Annotated in this window: 18 protein-coding genes; 9 read left to right on the top strand and 9 right to left on the bottom strand. The window is 63.1% G+C overall.

Going from position 1 to position 17,421, the window contains the following annotated elements:
• Nucleotides 1-36 precede the first annotated feature (36 nt).
• The 7 genes from tssG to V8683_RS21085 all read right to left on the bottom strand — a co-directional run bounded on the left by tssG (nt 37) and on the right by V8683_RS21085 (nt 6,898).
• Nucleotides 37-1,137 (bottom strand): type VI secretion system baseplate subunit TssG, encoded by a 1,101-nt coding sequence (gene tssG, locus V8683_RS21115; protein ID WP_411192963.1) that lies wholly within the window; start codon nt 1,135-1,137, stop codon nt 37-39.
• On the bottom strand, nt 1,101-2,939 hold the full coding sequence (gene tssF / locus V8683_RS21110) for a type VI secretion system baseplate subunit TssF (protein WP_411192962.1): 1,839 nt from the start codon (nt 2,937-2,939) through the stop codon (nt 1,101-1,103). Before tssF ends, tssG begins: the two co-directional genes overlap by 37 nt.
• A gap of 80 nt (nt 2,940-3,019) precedes the next feature.
• Entirely contained in the window at nt 3,020-3,505 is a 486-nt protein-coding gene (tssE, locus tag V8683_RS21105) for a type VI secretion system baseplate subunit TssE (protein WP_411192961.1), read from the bottom strand.
• Nucleotides 3,506-3,572: 67 nt separating this feature from the next.
• Complete coding sequence (locus tag V8683_RS21100) at nt 3,573-4,076, bottom strand: Hcp family type VI secretion system effector (protein ID WP_411192960.1); 504 nt, start codon at nt 4,074-4,076, stop codon at nt 3,573-3,575.
• 67 nt (nt 4,077-4,143) lie between these two features.
• Nucleotides 4,144-5,643, bottom strand: coding sequence for a type VI secretion system contractile sheath large subunit (gene tssC, locus V8683_RS21095; RefSeq protein ID WP_411192959.1), 1,500 nt, complete (start codon nt 5,641-5,643; stop codon nt 4,144-4,146).
• 14 nt (nt 5,644-5,657) lie between these two features.
• Nucleotides 5,658-6,176 (bottom strand): type VI secretion system contractile sheath small subunit, encoded by a 519-nt coding sequence (gene tssB / locus V8683_RS21090; RefSeq protein WP_411192958.1) that lies wholly within the window; start codon nt 6,174-6,176, stop codon nt 5,658-5,660.
• A gap of 41 nt (nt 6,177-6,217) precedes the next feature.
• Nucleotides 6,218-6,898: a tetratricopeptide repeat protein gene (locus V8683_RS21085; protein ID WP_411192957.1), complete on the bottom strand. Its 681-nt coding sequence runs from the start codon at nt 6,896-6,898 to the stop codon at nt 6,218-6,220.
• Nucleotides 6,899-7,229: 331 nt separating this feature from the next.
• Between V8683_RS21085 and tssJ the strand changes: the two genes are divergently transcribed.
• The 6 genes from tssJ (at nt 7,230) to bfr (ending at nt 12,627) form a co-directional block, all read left to right on the top strand.
• The gene (gene tssJ, locus V8683_RS21080) at nt 7,230-7,832 is read left to right on the top strand and encodes a type VI secretion system lipoprotein TssJ (protein ID WP_411192956.1); all 603 of its coding nucleotides are present in this window, start codon (nt 7,230-7,232) and stop codon (nt 7,830-7,832) included.
• 109 nt (nt 7,833-7,941) lie between these two features.
• A complete protein-coding gene (gene tssK / locus V8683_RS21075) occupies nt 7,942-9,288 on the top strand; it encodes a type VI secretion system baseplate subunit TssK (protein ID WP_411192955.1) in 1,347 nt (448 codons plus the stop codon).
• Complete coding sequence (gene icmH / locus V8683_RS21070) at nt 9,285-10,070, top strand: type IVB secretion system protein IcmH/DotU (RefSeq protein WP_411192954.1); 786 nt, start codon at nt 9,285-9,287, stop codon at nt 10,068-10,070. Before tssK ends, icmH begins: the two co-directional genes overlap by 4 nt.
• Before the next feature lie 140 nt (nt 10,071-10,210).
• On the top strand, nt 10,211-10,558 hold the full coding sequence (locus V8683_RS21065; RefSeq protein ID WP_411192953.1) for a hypothetical protein: 348 nt from the start codon (nt 10,211-10,213) through the stop codon (nt 10,556-10,558).
• A gap of 121 nt (nt 10,559-10,679) precedes the next feature.
• The gene (locus V8683_RS21060; RefSeq protein ID WP_411192952.1) at nt 10,680-11,978 is read left to right on the top strand and encodes an L-fuconate dehydratase; all 1,299 of its coding nucleotides are present in this window, start codon (nt 10,680-10,682) and stop codon (nt 11,976-11,978) included.
• A 172-nt stretch (nt 11,979-12,150) separates the two neighbouring features.
• Nucleotides 12,151-12,627, top strand: a complete 477-nt coding sequence (gene bfr, locus V8683_RS21055) for a bacterioferritin (RefSeq protein WP_411192951.1) — start codon at nt 12,151-12,153, stop codon at nt 12,625-12,627.
• A 19-nt stretch (nt 12,628-12,646) separates the two neighbouring features.
• Here the strand turns inward: bfr and V8683_RS21050 are convergent, their stop codons facing one another.
• Nucleotides 12,647-13,048, bottom strand: coding sequence for a hypothetical protein (locus V8683_RS21050; protein ID WP_462848908.1), 402 nt, complete (start codon nt 13,046-13,048; stop codon nt 12,647-12,649).
• Nucleotides 13,049-13,206: 158 nt separating this feature from the next.
• Between V8683_RS21050 and V8683_RS21045 the strand changes: the two genes are divergently transcribed.
• The 3 genes from V8683_RS21045 to V8683_RS21035 all read left to right on the top strand — a co-directional run bounded on the left by V8683_RS21045 (nt 13,207) and on the right by V8683_RS21035 (nt 15,710).
• Nucleotides 13,207-13,776 (top strand): GNAT family N-acetyltransferase, encoded by a 570-nt coding sequence (locus V8683_RS21045; RefSeq protein WP_411192949.1) that lies wholly within the window; start codon nt 13,207-13,209, stop codon nt 13,774-13,776.
• A 371-nt stretch (nt 13,777-14,147) separates the two neighbouring features.
• Nucleotides 14,148-14,690, top strand: coding sequence for a cysteine hydrolase family protein (locus V8683_RS21040; RefSeq protein ID WP_411192948.1), 543 nt, complete (start codon nt 14,148-14,150; stop codon nt 14,688-14,690).
• A gap of 123 nt (nt 14,691-14,813) precedes the next feature.
• Nucleotides 14,814-15,710 carry a LysR substrate-binding domain-containing protein gene (locus V8683_RS21035; protein WP_411193532.1) on the top strand — a complete coding sequence of 299 codons (897 nt, stop codon included), beginning with the start codon at nt 14,814-14,816 and terminating at the stop codon, nt 15,708-15,710.
• 99 nt (nt 15,711-15,809) lie between these two features.
• Here the strand turns inward: V8683_RS21035 and V8683_RS21030 are convergent, their stop codons facing one another.
• A complete protein-coding gene (locus tag V8683_RS21030) occupies nt 15,810-17,204 on the bottom strand; it encodes an MFS transporter (protein WP_411193530.1) in 1,395 nt (464 codons plus the stop codon).
• Between the last annotated feature and the right edge of the window lie 217 nt (nt 17,205-17,421).

The following is a 17,421-nucleotide window of genomic DNA, read 5'->3' as shown; positions in this document are numbered from 1 at the left end:
ACGGTCTCGCGTGGGTTCGTTGCGTCTTCGTTGTTTTCAGTGGATCACGTGCAGTTCGTAGCGCGCATCGTCGCGATGCCGCCCGGCGTCGCGCGTGCACAGAAAGGCATCCCAGCCAAGACGCGAGCCCGCGCCCAGTACGCTCGCTCCTACGTCTTCGCGGCGCAGCACGAGGACCACCTCGTATTCGATGGTGACGCCAGCGAGCAGCGCCAGCATCCGCTCGAGCGCAAGCGCTTGTTCGCCGCCAGGCAGGAACGCCCCGTAATGGCGCTTAGACAGCGGACCGATCACCAGCCGCACGCGCATGTCCCGTTGCCATACGCGCGCGCCGACGAGCGCGGTCGCTCCCAGCGTAACGTTGAAATTGCCAAGCACGCTAAGCTGGTCCGGCGGCACGTCGTACCACTTGCCGACGAACTGGTCGACGCGTACGGACACGCGAAAATAGTCGGACAGCACGCGCTGCAGATAGGCGGCCGACATCGGTCGATGTCGCGCGGCCAGCGCGTAGCCGGCAACGGCCTCGTCGAGCAGGCCGCCGCGCCCTGCTCCCAGCGCCTCGCTGACGTCGTCGCTTGCCACGCCCGCGATCGCGAGCAGCAGCGGGAGATAGCGTTCGTCACGGTCGGTTTCGTAATGCAACGGCAGCCGGTACTTCTTCCACGCCGTGTAGAACAACGCCGTCGCGCGGTTCGAAAACACGTCGAAGAAAGCGCGTGCTGCACGGTCGCGCTTCAAATGCTCGCGCGCAACGATCTGCTCGGTGTAATGAAGCGGTAAAGCCCCCTGGCTGCCGAGCAAACCAAAGAACGCGGGCGTGAGCTCGACATGGTCGAGTTCGCCAGATGCGAGCGCCGCACTGCGTGCGTCGACGCTCTTCAGCGGTGCGCCGGCTGCGTCAAACGATTCCGCGCTTTCGATCTCGCTCGCCGGAAAGCCGAGCGATAGCGTGTTTCGAAACCCGATACGCTGGGCAACGACATTACCCTGACGCCGGACCTCGGGCGCCTCGACCGCCTGCCGCGCAAACCAGCCCTCGAGCACGCGCACCGCCTGAAAGAATTCGAAGCGATACGGCTCGTCGAGCAACTGGCCGACTACACCAGGATCGATTCGCCGGTTCGGGGTTTGCATCGAATGATCTCCTCGCCGGTGCGCTTCGACACGACGATCAGTTGAACAAAGCTGTTCAGGTGCACATACAACCCGAAGAAGTGATCGAGCACGCGCACGAATGCCGCGAGACTCGAACCGACAAAGTGCTCCTCGTCGATCGTCACACGCACTTCGATACCGCGGACAAACGTCGCGAAGGGCTTGCCGGGCAGCCATTGCACGGCGCCGCGCTGCTCGATGCCGACAATGCCGTCTATCTGCCGCAGCGACACCGCGCTACGCCGCAGGTCATACAGCGTCAGCACTTCCTTCAGCGGTGCCAGCCCGTGATCGGCAAGCGACACGTGATTGAGCGCAAGGTGCGACACCAGCCGCCAGTGCACGGCATGGCCGCGCGCGAAGCGCGCACTGGGTGTCGGCCGGCGGAGCATCGAAATCAAATTTCCGGACTTCTCGCCCCCTTCCATAAACAGGTCGCCACCGGCCAAGCCGAACGCAAGCTGGGCGGGGAGATCGCGGTTCGTGCACGTGAGATCGAGACTCAGCGTGTCCGTTTGCGGCATGCTCGGCTCGAAGTCGATGTCGACGATCGAGATCTCGGTTTCGTACCCCGGGCTTTTCTGCGCGACCTGCTCGTCACGGCGCGCGAACCAGTAGTGGCCCATGCGCGCCGCCTCGCCGTGATGCAACGAATAAAAAGGACGAAACTCGATCACGCTCTCTTCGTGTTCCTTTTGCCGGACGAGCTTCACCGAATCGATCGAATAAATCTCGTATCCAGAAGCTCGCCGACCGTCCGCGATCACCGGATACGACAAAGCCCGGTGCGTGATCCGGATCGGCTCGCCATGTTGCTGGAACAGGTTCACGACCGGCGTGCAGAACAGGCGTAAGTGATTCGCGCTCAGCAGTTCGAGCAAGCGCGCGACGTGCGAATCGCCACGCACGTCCTGCAACACGAGATGCAGCGTTGCACGCCGGCAATGGCCAGCCGCCTGCGCAATCGACGCCAGATCGAAATCGACGAAATCGAACTTGTCCGGAAAAGCGAAGTATTCACTCAGCAGCCGGTACGCCGGATGAGACTTTGCGGGATAGTCGATAAGCGCGTCTGCCTCGTCGTAACCGACCTGGGCAACCGGTGAATTGCGCAGTTTGGTCCAGCGACCGTTACGCTCGGGCTCCACGTACGCGCCCAACACGCTGATGAACAGGCAATCGACAAGAGTCGCCACAAACGACTGCTCGCCTTGAAGATACGCGCGCAACGGTGAGGCTCGCAGCGCACCCAGATCGAGCTGGGGTGCGAGCGATTCGAACGTGATAGAAATGACACCCGTCGCATTTGCCGGCAGCACCGTTGAACCTGGCGCAAGCGCTACCGGTATGTACCGCGCTTCGGAAATACGGATTGGCACAAGCGTCACGTCGTACGCGGTACGGAATTTGCACTCCACGCCCCGTATCGGAAGGCTTCTCAGCGTAGTGCCTCGCGGCACCACACTGGCGCCCGTCTGCTGTCCCTGAGCGGCAGGTGCGAACTGCGCGATCGAACACGACGGAAAGGGCCGCAGATAATGCGGATACAGTACCTCAAGCAGCGCTTCGGTGAATTCGGGGTAGTCGTCGTCGAGCTTTTTGTTGATCCGTGCACCGAGCAGCGCAAACGATTCGATCATCCGCTCGACGTGAGGATCCTCGCAATGCTCGCCGGACAGCGCAAGACGCGCGGCAATCTTTGGGTAGCGCTCGGCAAAATCCCTCGAATAGCGCCGCAGATATGACAACTCGCGCTCGTAATACGGCAGCAGCTCTTCCATCGATGAACCCCAGACTTCTTTCGTTGCCAGATCGCGGGGCGTGCACCGGACGGTCCTCCGGCCCCGCGCGGCATCGAGCGTTACGGCGCTTTCGCGGCCCGTGTGCGCGTAACCGCGTACTGCAGCGTCGAAGGCTGCAGCATCGCATCGAAATTGACCGGCTCTTCGGCCGGATGCACGACAAGCATCGCCTGAATCGCGAAATAGAGCGCGTTGGTCGACTGCTGGTTGAGCTCGAACTTCACCTGCACCCGCTGCAGGCGTGGCTCGTGCCGCTCGATCGCCTGCTGAATCGACTTGCAGATGAACGCACGGTCGTAGTGACTCGCAAGACTCAGCCCGGCGAAATCGTTGAGCCCATAGGTCAGCACCGAATATTGGCACTCGGGGTGCGGCGCGAGATCCTCATCGGCAAACGCGATACGCGTGTTGAGGAGCGCCTCGACGTCACGGGCCACCGTGTTCTTCAGTTCGTCTATCGACAACTGCCGCATGGCCGCCGCGGCAGGCTGGTGCGGTTCGTCGTCGTACAGCTTGTCCAGAAAGCTCGGTTCGAAACGTTTCATCACGCAGCCCGGTCGAAACAAAAGCAGCAACGGAACGGGTGAAACGCCCCGTTGCCTCAGGCCCGCATCAGACCGCGTAGGTCTTGTCGTTCTTCGTCAGGCTCCAGGCGCCCTGCGTGTTACCGCCCTGGTTGCCGCCGATCTTCTGCTGCGTCTGCTTCCACTGCACCGCGGCATACTTCAGCGTGAACGTCTCGATTGGCAGGCCTTCCTGCTCGATGCTCGGCGCCACGCTCGAGATGATCACGTACTTGAGCTTGACTTCGAGATACTTGACACGATTGCCTTCGCCATCCGCGCGCATGAAATCGATCGTCACCTCGTCGAACGTCGTACCACCCGACGAGTGCTGATACAGCAGCGGGCTCGACGAATCGATCTCCTTCGTGAACTGCATGTCGCCGTGGTCGCAGCGCTCCGACGTATGGCCGCCGGACGTCGATGCCGTCGCCGAACGCGGCTGGGTGATCGTGTGGTTCCAGGACTTCAGTTCGACCCAGCCCGAGTGGTCCTTATCGGCGGATTCGCCCTTGATAACCGGATTACCAAACTTCATGTACATATCTAGCATGATGCTTCAACTCCCCATAGGGTGGTTTTAACGTCCTACCCGAGCAACCTCCGTCCGGGCGCTTCACTTACGCATTGGCAGGCTTGGGCAAATCAGCGACGAGACGCAAGGAAATCGAAAGTTCGTCGAGCTGAAAATGTGGCCGCAGGAACGCGACCGAGCGATACGAACCCGGCTTGCCCGGGATCTCGGCGACTTGAATGGACGCCTCGCGCAGCGGAAATTGCGCTTTTTGCTCCTGGGTGGCGTTGTCGTCGAGCAGCACGTATTGCGAGATCCACCGGTTGAGGAACGACTCGACATTCTGCGCGGATGCGAAACTGCCGATCTTGTCCCGCATCATGGCCTTCAGGTAGTGCGCAACACGCGATACCGAGAAGATGTACTGCAACTGGGCAGACAGAACGGCATTCGCATTGGCGCTGTCGGTGTTGTATTTCTTGGGCTTCTGCACCGACTGCGCAGCAAAGAACGCGGCATAGTCGGAATTCTTGCAATGGACGAGCGGGATGAAGCCGAGATCGCTCAGTTCCTTCTCACGACGGTCCGTGATCGCGATTTCGGTCGGGCATTTCAGCGCGATCTCGCCATCGTCGGTCTTGAACGTATGGGTCGGCAAATCTTCGACCAGACCGCCCCCCTCGACACCGCGAATCGCCGCGCACCAGCCGAAGTCGTCGAACGCGGCTGTCAGCCGTGCCGCAAAGGCCCACGCCGCGTTGCACCACAAATATTTATCGTGGTCGGTGCCGTCAACGTCTTCCACGAAGTTGAACGTCTCGGCGATCTGGCCGTCCTTCGGATTGAACGGCAGGCGGCCAAGAAAACGCGGCAGCGTAAGGCCAACATAGCGGGAATCTTCCGAGTCGCGAAACGATTTCCACTTGGCGTATTCGACCGTATCGAACACCTTGCCCAGATCGCGCGGCTTGCCGAGATCGGAAAACGATTCGAGGCCAAGCAGTTCCGGCGACGCCGAGGCGATGAACGGCGCATGCGCGGCTGCCGCCACATGTGACATCTGCTCGATGAAATACATGTCCTCCGGCTGACGCGAGAGCTCGAAGTCGCCGATCAGTGTACCGAACGGCGCGCCGCCGAAAGTACCGAACTCCTCTTCGTAGACCTTCTTGAAGAGCGCACTCTGGTCGAACTCGGTCGCGGCCTTGAAGTCGCGCACGATCTCGCGCTTCGACGCATGCAACGCCTTGATCTTGATCGTCTGGCCGGTATTGCTCTCCTTGACCAGATAATTGAGCCCGCGCCACGTCCCTTCGAGTCTCTGGAATTCCGGCGCGTGCATCACCGCGGAAAGCTGCGCGGAAATCAGCCGGTCGAGTTCCGCGACACGCGCATCGATCGTCGCCGACAGGTTGTCGGACACGATCACCGTGCCGTCCAGCACCTGATGCACGAGTTCGCCGATCAGATCCTTCGCGCGCGCATGCTCCGACTCGGACTTCGCCACCTTGCTCTTCTCGACGATCTCGTCGAGCAGCGTCGTCCCGCCGGCATATTCGGCATCGCCCGTCGGGACCACAGCGCCTTGCTGATTCAGCTGATTCATCTCGACACCCGTCCTCATTCGCCCTGTGAGTCGTCGCCGCCCGCATCCTTCGCAAGCGCCTGCAACTGCTGCGTGTTCTTCAACACTTCGCTCAGCAGATCCTCGAGCTTGTCGTTGCCGGCAAGCTTGTTGCGCAGATCGGCCAGCTTCGAACGCGCTTCGAGCAGGCGCCGGAGCGGCTCGATCTGCTCGACCACCTCGTCGGGACTGAAATCGTCCAGCCCGCGAAACTTGAGGTCGACGGCGAACTTGCCGCCTTCCTGGCTCAGGCGGTTCTCCACCTGAAACGCGGCGCGCGGCTCGATCGCCTTCATGACATCGTCGAAGTTGTCGCGGTCGATACTGACGAACTTGCGGTCGCGCAGCTTGGGCTGCTCGATCTCGGACTGCCCCGCGAGATCGCCCACCACGCCGACAACGAACGGCAGCTCCTTGACCTCGATCGCGTCGCCCTTCTCGACCTCATAGGTCAACTGCACGCGCGGCGGCCGCACCTTCTGCAAACGCTTCTGAATGCTTTCTTTCTTCGCCATCTGCGGCTCCCGTATCTAGTCTGGTCGTACCACGCGCATGCTCAGCGCAACGCGCTGAACGGATCCCCGGCCTTCGCCGGCGCGGGCGCCTGTGCCGCTGCCGTCGGTGCTGCGCCGGCCGGTGCCGGATTCGCGGGCGCGGCGGCGGCCGTTGCGTCGGCACCCGACGCGACGGCCGGAGCCTTCGCATGACGGACCACGCGACGGCGCTTCACCGGCTGCTTGGGCTGCTGGTCCGGCGGGAACAGCTCGGACTCGCCGAGCGTGTCGCGCAACTGGACCGCCAGCGCCTGGGCATCCGACTTCGCATCGCCCTGGAGCGCAGCGTCGTCGCGCAGCTCGCCAAGCGATTCGGTGGCGATGCGCAGGCCGGAAACCGCCAGCACGCTCTTCGCCGTGCGGTCGGTCTGATCGCGCTGCAACGCTTCCTGCGCGGCAACGATGGCCTGCCCATAGTGATTCTGCGAGAACTGGATCTGCGCAATGCGCGACCACGGCTCTTCGCGAGTCGGATCGGCCTTCGCCAGGTCCTGGTAAAGACCGATTGCCTTGTCCTGGTCGCCTGCCTTCGCCACGGCGTCCGCGTCGGCAAGCTGCTTGTTGAACTGGTCCGCGGTGGGCGGGACATTCTGCTGTGTCGACGCGCAGCCGGCCATCACGGCGCAAGCCACCCCACATGCCACCATTACCCCGGAGAATCTTGTAAACAAACGGTTTTTCATCGTTTTTTCACCGATGTGCACGGATGAAGTTTAAAGTTGGATATCGGTTCTTTTTCTTTTTGAGATGCGCCGGTATAGTACCGGTGATTTTTTCATAATTCAATCTTCGCGATCGAGTAAACCTTTATAAATAGTGCGGACGTCCGACAAAGGCGTACCCCAATATACTGGGTGATGCATTATGCATTAGGCGACCCCGTAACATTTACTTGGCAAGCAAACTACACCCCGATTAATCGGGCAAAATTTCCCTGAACCGCTACCCGTTAGTTGTATGCGCAATCGAGACCAGGACCGAGACCAGCACAAAATGGCGGCAAGCCGGATAAACATGAGCGCCCATCTGACTCGCCATGCGCTGCCGCTCGCCGCCTGCGCATTGCTGGCCGGCTGCGCGGCGGCCCCGCTGCTCGGCACCGCCGCGAGCGCCGTCATGCAGGTGGCCGGCATGGGCAAGAGCGACGCCCCGAAGCCGCCGCGCAACGTCGGCATCACGCTGTACGCGGCGCAGAACCTCAATGCGGCGACCGACAACAAGCCGCTCGCGCTCGTCGTGCGGCTCTACGTATTGAAGGATCCGACTTCGTTCCAGCAGGCGCCCTTCGACAGCTTTACCGATCCCGACAAGGAAAAGAGCGTGCTGGGCGCCGACCTGCTGAGCGTGCGCGAAATCACATTGATTCCCGGCCAGCGCTATACGGCGACCGAGAAAGTTTCACGCGACGCTCAAGCGTTCGGCATTGTCGCGCTCTTTAGAGATCCCGCTGTGCAGCGCTGGAAATTGACGTTCGACCCGGCAAAATCGGAGAAATCCGGCATAATCATCGGCCTGCATAATTGCGCGATGACGGTCACGGACGGCAGTGTGATCGCACCGGTTCAGGGAATGCCGTCGCAGCCGCTCAATATGCTTTCGTCGGTTAGCTGCGGTTAGCCGGCGGCCGAGTAAAATGAATGTCGATTTACAAAATTTAACAATTACGGATGCAATTCGGGGGGCTCGACTGCCGATCGCCCTGCTTCATTCATAAACCAGGTGTGACATGAGTTATTCGGCCAAGGTGCTGTGGGGAGAAGGACTGTTCCTGCGGCCGCAGCACTTCCAGCGGCAGGACGCCTACCACGAAGCCCGCCTGTTCGAATCGATCCAGGCCATCCAGCCTTACAACTGGGGCGTGCGCTCGGTGGAATTCGAACGCGACTCGCTCGCAAGTAATGTGCTGCGCGTACGCGAGCTCTCCCTCGTGTTCCAGGATGGCACGCTGTACTCGGCGCCGCAGGCCGACGGCCTGCCGCCGCCCATTGCGCTCGACACGCTGCCCGAAGGCATCAACGACTTCGTGTTCTATCTGGCGCTGCACCCGCTGCGCGAAAACGCCGCCAATTACAGCGACGATCCGGGCGGCGGCTTCAGAACGCGCTTCGTCAGCGAGCGTTCGAGCGTCGGCGACAACTTTACCGATGCGGCCGCAGCCGATATCGACTTCCTGAAGACGCAGGTCAAGCTCATCGCCGAAGGCGAGCCGCGCGATCAACTGCTTTCGGTGCCGCTCGTCCGGGTGCGCCGCACGGCCACCTCGGGATTCGAGATCGACGACAACTTCGTGCCGCCCAGTCTCGCGATCAACGCCTCGTCACTGCTGACCCAGCGGCTGCGCCAACTGATCGATGCGCTGCAGGCGAAGGTCAACGCGCTCTACGGCTTCCATCGCGAACCGTCGAAGAACATCATCGAGTTCCGTTCGGGCGACATTGCCTCGTTCTGGCTCCTGCACACGGCGAACGCCGCGTTCGCCGCGCTGGCGCATCTGCATCAGCATGCGTCGCTGCATCCCGAACGGCTCTTCCAGGAGCTGCTGCGCCTCGCAGGCCAGCTCATGACGTTCTCGAAGGGCTACGCGCTCGCCGATCTCCCCGTCTATCGCCACGAAGATCCGGGCCCCGGCTTCGCGCTGCTCGATACGATGCTGCGCGAGCTGCTCGAAACGGTGATCTCGACGCGCTACTTCGCGATCACGCTCGAAGAGGTGCGGCCGTCGTTCCACGTCGGCCGGCTCGACTCGGGCAAGATCGACGACAAGACCGCGTTCTATCTCGCGGTGTCGGCGGACATGCCGAGCGTCGAGCTCATCGACGCCGTGCCGGCGCGCTTCAAGGTCGGCGCCCCCGACGACGTCGACAAGCTCGTGCTCTCGGCCATGCCCGGCGTCCGGCTCACGTACACGCCGCAGGTGCCGCCCGCCATTCCCGTGCGGCCGGGCGCCTGCTACTTCGCGCTCGATTCGCGCGGCGCGCTCTATGAACGCATGCTGCAGGCCCAGTCCGCAATGATCTACGCGCCGTCTGGCATCAACGACCTGAAATTCGAACTGATCGCCGTCACATCATGAACTACGCTCCCTCCCTGCTTGGCGGCAGCACGCCGCCGCCCACGCGGCCAACGGCCTCGTCGACCGACAACGCGTTCCAGGCGCGCTCGCTGCTCGACTTGCTGTACGACGGGTTTTTCATGCTGTTTCTGCTGAAGAACGGCCGGGAACCCGAAAGCGCGCAGGAGTTCAGCACGCGAATCCAGGAATTTCTGGCCGAGTTCGAGCGCGGCGCGAAGCGGCTCAATATCGCGGCCGACGACGTGTATGCCGCCAAGTTCGCGTTCTGCGCGGCCATCGACGAGCTCGTGCTGTCCTCGCAGCTCAGGATCCGCGCGGACTGGGAACGCCGCCCCCTGCAACTCGTGCTGTTCGGCGAGCAGCTTGCCGGCGAAAAATTCTTCGAATATCTCGAAGAGTGCCGTTCGCGCGGCGCCGCGCGGCTGCAATCGCTCGAAGTGTTCCATATGTGCCTGCTGCTGGGATTTCGCGGCAAGTACCTGCTCGAAGGGCCGGAGAAGCTGGCCTATCTGACCGCGCGCATCGGCGACGAAATCGCCCACCTGAAAGGCAAGCGCGCCCCGTTCGCACCGCACTGGCCGCTGCCGGACCAGATCTCGCACCGGCTGAAGCGCGAGGTGCCGCTGTGGAGCATCGGCGCCGTGTTCGGACTCGTCGCGCTGCTCGCGTTTCTCGGGCTCAACTCGTATCTGAAAGACCAGACGCTCAAGGCGCTCGCGCCCTACTCGCAGATCATCAAGGTCGGGCCCGAATCGGCGAATCTGACGATCTCGCTGCCTTGAGCGGAGCCGGGACGGCGACCTTTTCACGCGGCGGCACATGAGCCATGACGGCGCACTTTGACTCGTTTCCGCGTAGCACGCGGGGCGTCGTGCTTTGCGCCTCTATCGCGCTATACGCCGTCTCGTTGTTTTTGCCCGCAATGTATTTCGAAAGGGAAGCGCCCCTGCCTGGAATCGCCCTTCTCGCTCAGGGCTGGTTCGGTCTTCTGGACGCGAACCCCGCATGGCTCGCCAATCCGTTTTATGCCATCGCCTTCGTGCTGGGCCTGCGCAGACGCTATGGCTATGCCAGCATTTTCTGCGGCGTGGGTGTCGCCTGCGCCCTGTACTCGCCGCTGACCACGAAGTGGTACTTCAACGAGGCCGAGGGAACGCCTGTCGCGGGCCTCGGCATTGCGTTCTACGCATGGCTCGCGGCACAGGTCGTGCTTCTCGTCGGCAGCTTGTGCCTGCGCCGGGAAAGCGCCAATACGCCTGCGAATCGATAAGCCGAGCGAACTCTCGCCGCGAGTCGTAGAATCGTTGGGCTATCCATCCGCTCTGCCCGATCCGGCCCGAAGCTGTCGCGGCGCTGCCCGGGCAACACTTGCGTGCCGGCAGGAGTTTCAGATGACCACCCTCACCGCTCTGTCCGTCAAGGACATCCGCTTTCCCACTTCGCGTTCGCTCGACGGTTCCGACGCGATGAACGCCGCGCCCGACTATTCGGCAACCTATGTGACGCTCGAAACCGATTCGCCCGCGGGACTGACCGGCCACGGCCTGACATTCACCATCGGGCGAGGCAACGAAATCTGCGTGGCCGCGGCGAAGGCGCTTGCGCCGCTCGTGATCGGCAGGACACTCGAAGAGATCGCCGGCAACATGGGCGCGTTCTGGCGCGCGCTGACCTCGGATAGCCAGTTGCGCTGGATCGGCCCCGACAAGGGCGCTATCCATCTCGCGACGGCGGCCGTCGTCAACGCCGTCTGGGATCTGTGGGCGAAAGCGCAGGGCAAGCCGGTGTGGAAGCTGCTCGCCGACATGAGCCCCGAAGAACTCGTGCGCTGCCTCGACTTCCGCTACGTCACCGACGCCCTCACGCCGCAAGAAGCCGTGGCGCTGCTCAATCGCCACGCGAAGACGAAGGGCGAGCGCGAGGCGCAAATGCTCGCGCAAGGCTATCCGGCCTACACGACGTCGGCAGGCTGGCTGGGCTACGACGACGACAAGATCCGCCGGCTCGCGCGCGAAGGCGTGGCGAACGGCTGGACGCACTTCAAGCAGAAGGTGGGCGGCAACATCGAGGAAGACATGCGGCGCGCGCGCATTCTGCGCGAAGAGATCGGCGAGGACCGCAAGCTGATGATGGACGCCAACCAGGTGTGGGACGTCGACGAAGCCGTCGCGAACATGCGGCGGCTCGCGGAGTTCGACCCGTGGTGGATCGAGGAGCCCACGAGCCCCGACGACGTGCTCGGCCACGCCGCCATCCGCCAGCGCATCCGCCCGATCGGCGTGGCGACGGGCGAGCATTGCCAGAATCGCGTGATGTTCAAGCAGTTGCTGCAGGCGCACGCCATCGACTTTTGCCAGGTCGATGCGTGCCGCCTGGGCGGGCTCAACGAAGTGATCGTCGTCCTGCTGATGGCGGCGAAGTACGGCGTGCCGGTATGCCCGCATGCGGGCGGCGTCGGCTTGTGCGAATACGTGCAGCACATTTCGCTCTTCGACTATATCTGCGTGTCGGCGTCGCTGGAAAATCGCGTGCTCGAATACGTGGATCATCTGCACGAGCATTTCATCGACCCCGTCGTGATCCGTAATGGCCGCTACATGCCGCCCCAACAACCCGGCTACAGCATCGAAATGCGTGCATCGTCTCTCGCCGCGCACACCTTTCCTGACGGCCCGGCGTGGCGGTCCTGAGGCGGCGCGGCAAGGGCAGCCGTCGCCGTGTGGACGCTTTTTGTCAGACGTTACGGCCCACCTGAACCGGAACGGTTCGCTTTCCCGCCATCATTCGCGTCGTTTTCGCGCTTAACGCCTATCCTGCAGGGAGACCATCGAACCTGACATGGGGCGGGAACCGGGAGAAAACATGAAAGCCGATCCGAAGGTTATCGAATATCTGAACGCCGAACTGAAACACGAACTCACGGCGATCAATCAGTACTTCCTCCATGCGCGGCTCTACGAGCACTGGGGACTCGAAGCGCTCGGCAAGCACGAGTATGAAGAGTCGATCGAAGAAATGAAGCACGCGGACAAGCTGATCGAGCGCATTCTCATGCTCGACGGACTGCCCAACCTGCAGGATCTGGGCAAGCTCATGATCGGCGAAGAGACGCTAGAGGTGCTTCACTGCGACCTCAAGCTCGAACAGACCGCGCAGGCCACGTTGAAGGAAGCGATTGCCTATTGCGAAACGGTAAAGGATTACGTGTCGAGAGAGATCTTCGTTGAAATCCTCGACGACACCGAAGACCATATCGACTGGCTGGAAATCCAGATCGATCTCGTCGACAAGGTCGGCATCCAGAACTACCAGCAATCGGGCATGGGCAAGGCAAGCTGAGCGGCCGCTGCAAGCGCACTCACTGATCGCACTGCAAATCCTTCTTCTGCACCGCGATGATCGCCGGATAGGTGCCGTGGTCGAGCTCCACGTGGGCGACGACGGCCATGAGCGTGCTGTCGATGTCGTCGTACACGCTCACGCGCTCGCTGCGCAAATCGTCGACGCCCGTGCAACCGGACGTGCGGCCGTCGTCCGAGACCTGGCACTGGATCGGATGGTCCGCGATATAGCGAACCCGGTCGCGCTCGGGCAGCGAGAGATATTCGCGCATGCTCTGCAGCGCGCCCCCGGCGCCGGTGACATAGCCAATGGAGCATTGATCCGCGGATGTGACGCCGCTGCTGGATGCCTGGGCTTGCGCTATCGCGCTGGACGTCGCCATGAGCGCTGCGACTGCCGATGCGAGAAGGTATTTCATGGCGCGGTAAGCTGGGGGATCGAAGTGCAGGATTGTAGTGGCATCCGGCATAAGCTGCCTGGAAACGGGCAGCGCCGCGAACAACCTACCTGAGCACCTCATCTCGACGGCGAAGCCGCGATCCTCGACAATGGAGGCGTCCAGGAACCGTCGAAGTCATGGGAAAAATCCAGCTCGAAACGCCATCGCTCGCCCTGCTGCCCGCCTACGTGTTGGCACTGGAAGCGGGCTGGTCTCCCGATAATATTCGAAAAGAAGCGGCCGCCAGAGAGCAGTTGGAGGCCATCGCGCAGGCGCCTGAGGCATTCGTTGCCAGCCTCGACGACCCGACCGCCGCCGGCGGCCCCATCCCCCTGCCCGACGGCACCGTCATCCCCCGCCTGCCAGGCATCACGAGATGGATCTTCGACGACCATTTCTGCGGCTCGATCGGATTCCGCTGGCAGCCTGGAACATCGATTTTGCCGCCGCATGTGCCGGGACATATGGGCTTCTCCATCGTCCCGTGGAAACGCGGGAACGGCTATGCCGGGCAAGCCCTGCGCCTGATGCTTGCCGAGGCGCAGGGCGAGGGGCTGGAATACGTGGAATTGACCGTGGATCCGGAAAATCTGGCGTCACAGAAGGTGATCGCGTCGTCCGGAGGCATTCTGGTCGAGCGGTTCAGGAAAGCGGCCGCCTATGGCGGCGCCGAAGCTCTGCGGTTCCGTATCGCCCTCGGCGATTAAATGAAGGCTGTTCCAGTGGGAGCCACGCCACCCCACCACGTCACGCTTCGTCCAGAGCATCCCGTGCGCCTCGCGATAACCTCAGAAGTCCTGATCAATGACTAGATCCTTAAACGGATCGCCACCGATCCCTCGCACCTGACGAAGCGAGCGTTTTTACGACAGGCATTGACATCCCCTCAGCCTGTCCGGCAAGATGTCCCGCATGATCTGCGCCCTCTTCACGACTGCGACCACCACCACGACCGCCTCGGGCGGGTCGTGTGGGTGAGACGCGAGCGCAAGATAACGAATCCCCCCCAAGGCCCCGCCCGCAACGGACGGGGCCTTGTCGTTTCTCCGTCCGCCACGGGCTCAACCGGAGAAACGCCATGCCTGAATCCCATCCGCCGCGTCGCGCGCTGCTCATCATCGACATGCAGCGCGGTCTGTTCGCCGGCCCCGATCTCCCGCACGACGGTGCACGCATCCTCGCCAACATCAACTCGCTCGTGCGCAAGGCGCGTGCTGCCCACGCGCCTATCTTCGCCGCACGCCATACCGGGCCTGCGGGTTCGCCCATCGAGCCCGGCAGCCCGCTCACGCACCTGCTGCCGGATCTGCTTGTCGATGACGAGCGGGACACCGTGTTCGACAAGACGCGGCCCAACTGCTTTCACGGCACGCCGCTCGCCGGCTGGCTGGCCGAGGCGTCCATCGGTGAACTGATGATTGCCGGCATGAAGACGCAGTACTGCGTGGACAGCACCTGCCGCGCGGCCGCCGATCTTGGCTTGCGCACGATCCTGATCGCCGATGCGCATACCTGCATGGACACGCCCGCGCTCCCGGCAGCGGCAATCGTCGCGCACCACAACGCCACGTTGACGGGCGCCTTCGTGCAATTGCGCGAGACACAAGCCTGCACGTTCTGACGTCAGCGAAAGCGCCATCGCGCGGAGGCCCATCGCGGAACCGTGATTGTCATATTGCGCGCCTACATTGAGGTTTTCGTTCGAAATCGCGTAATTGGACGATTTTTTCGTTGAATGTCCGCCATGACCCTCATCCAGATCCGCAGCTTCATCGCCGTCGCGCAGCACGGCGGCTTCACGGCCGCCGCGCGGGCGCTCTCCATGAGCCAGACGACCGTCACCTCGCAGATCCAGGCGCTCGAGCACGAGCATGGCGTCGAACTCTTTCACCGGCGCGGCCGGCGCGCGGAGCTTTCCGCAGTCGGGCTGGCGTTCCTGCCGCTCGCACGCCGCATCAGCGGCTACGAGAGCGACGCCATCTCTCTCCTGCACGACAGCGGCGTGCTCCAGCGCGGCACGCTGAAGATCGGCGCGGTCGGCCCGTTCCACGTCACCGAAATGATCGAGGCTTGGCACGCGCTGCATCCGCGCATGCATCTTTCGGTCACGCTCGGGAATTCGGAGGAAGTGCTGCTCGGCCTCGAACAGTACGCGTGCGACGTGGGGATCCTTGCGCGCGCATTCGAGGACGAGCGCTTCCATATGCAGCACTACGCAACATTCCCGGTGATCGCGTTCGTCAATGCTCAGCACCCCTACGCTATGCGCAGCTCGATCACGCTGAAGGATCTCGTGGGCGAGCCGCTCCTGATGCGCGAGCCCGGGTCCACCACGCGCCGCGCGCTGGAAGACGCCCTGCACGACGCGGGCCTCGCGCCGCGCGTGGCAATGGAAATCGGCAGCCGGGAAGCGCTGCGCGAAGCCGTCGCGCGCGGACTTGGCGTCGGCACGGTCTCCCAGGCGGAATACGTGCCCGACGAGCGGCTGCGGCCGTTGCGCATCGAAGGCGATCCCGTCGTCACGCATATCCACGTGTGCTGCCTGCGCGAGCGGCGCGAGAGCCGCCTCGTGGCGTCGTTCTTCGCGGCGGTCGAACGGTGCCGGCCGGTGGTGCGAGAATACCCGCTGCCTCGAACTTGACGAGCTTGCTGCCAGGCCGACGCTGCCGGCAGGGCTCTACCCGCCGCACGGGCGCGCAGGAACCAGACCATCAGGTCATCCGGCAGCGGGCCCCGTATTTCAGCGCGCCACGGCGGCCGGTTCCGCCCACGTCTCGTCAACGCCCTGCGTGCTGCCCTCTTCCAGCGAGACATTGCGCGTCTCACGGCCCTGCCACCACCAGAGCGCGGCGGCGAACGGCCCCGGCAACGCGAGCACGAGCAGCACGATCAAGGCCGAAGAAGGTGTGCCCGACGAAGCGAACACGCTCGTAAGCAGGAGCGGCGCGACCATGGCACCCACGCGGCCAACCGCCACCGAAACGCCCAGGCCCGTGGCACGGATGCGCGTGGGCAGCACTTCGGAGGAAACCACGTAACCGGAGATATACGCCCAGGTCACGCCGTACTGGACCAGGCAGTAGCCGATCACCATGCCGGCCAGCGTGTGCATCGCATAGATCACGCACACGGCGAGCGTGGTGAACGCATAGCTCACGAACAGCGACGCGCGCCGCCCCCACGCCTCGACCAGCAATGCGGCGGTCAACCCGCCGGCAAGCGCGGCGGCATTGCCATAAAGATAATAGATGGGCATGGAGGCGGCGGGCACCTTCATGTACGGCAGGATCACGAGCGCCATCAGCGAAAGCACGCCATAGACGATGGCCGCCTGCGAGAAGTTCAGCGCGCTCGCCAGCGCGCAACGCACGCGGTACTTGCCGAGCAGCGCGCCGACGTTGCGCCAGAAGGTGGGATGCTGCGGCACGAACGCGGTGGGTGCGTAACGTCTGGCCACGGCCGCGCACAGCTCGGCGGACGGGCGGTCTCGCGTGGCCGCGGCGGCGATGCGCTCGACCACGGCCTCGGCGTCGGCCACGCGGCCCTGTTGCAGCAGCCAGCGCGGCGACTCGGGAATCACGCGGCGAATCCAGAAGAACAGCAGCGCCATGGTGGTGCCGAAGCCGAAGCCCACACGCCACGATATGTCGAAGGGGAGATTATTCAGGACCACCCAGGAGACGGCGGCGGAAAGCAGCGCGCCCACGGGAAAGCCGGAGAGGATCATCGAATCGGTGCGGCCGCGATGGCGCTTCGGAATGAATTCGCCCATCGTCGCCGTCACGGCCGAATATTCGCCGCCCACGGCAAGCGCCGTCATCGCGCGGAAAAACAGGAACGATTCGTAGTTCCAGGCAAACACCGTGGCGACGCTGAACGCCGCGTACCAGAGCAATGTGGCGAGGAAGAGGCGCTTGCGGCCGAAGCGGTCGGAGAGATAGCCGAACGCAATCGCGCCAATCAGCATGCCCAGCACCCAGATGCTCACGGCCAGCGACCCCTGCGAGGGCGACAGATGCCATTGCGCCTTGAGTGCCCCGAACACGCTGCCGATGATGTTGGTCTCGAACGAATCGAGCGCCCAGCCCACGCCGAGCGCCACGGTCATCAGCGTGTGAAAGCGCGTCCACGGCATGTTGTCGAGCCGCGTGAGCGCGTCGGTCTGGATCGCGGTTTGAGAGGTCACAATGGAGTCCCTGAAGACAGCCGGCCCGGCGGAACCGGGGCGCAATGTATTCGTCAGGATAGGGACGGCGCGTGACGGCCATGTGATCGAAACGGTCGTTGAATTTCGATGAGTCGAGCGATTTTTTCGTTAGACTGGCCCTCGACCGCATCGGATCCGCGCTACG

The sequence above is a fragment of the Paraburkholderia sp. AV2 genome (assembly GCF_054968425.1).
Note: the sequence above shows the minus strand (reverse complement) of the source record. Positions and strands in the feature narration are given on the sequence as shown.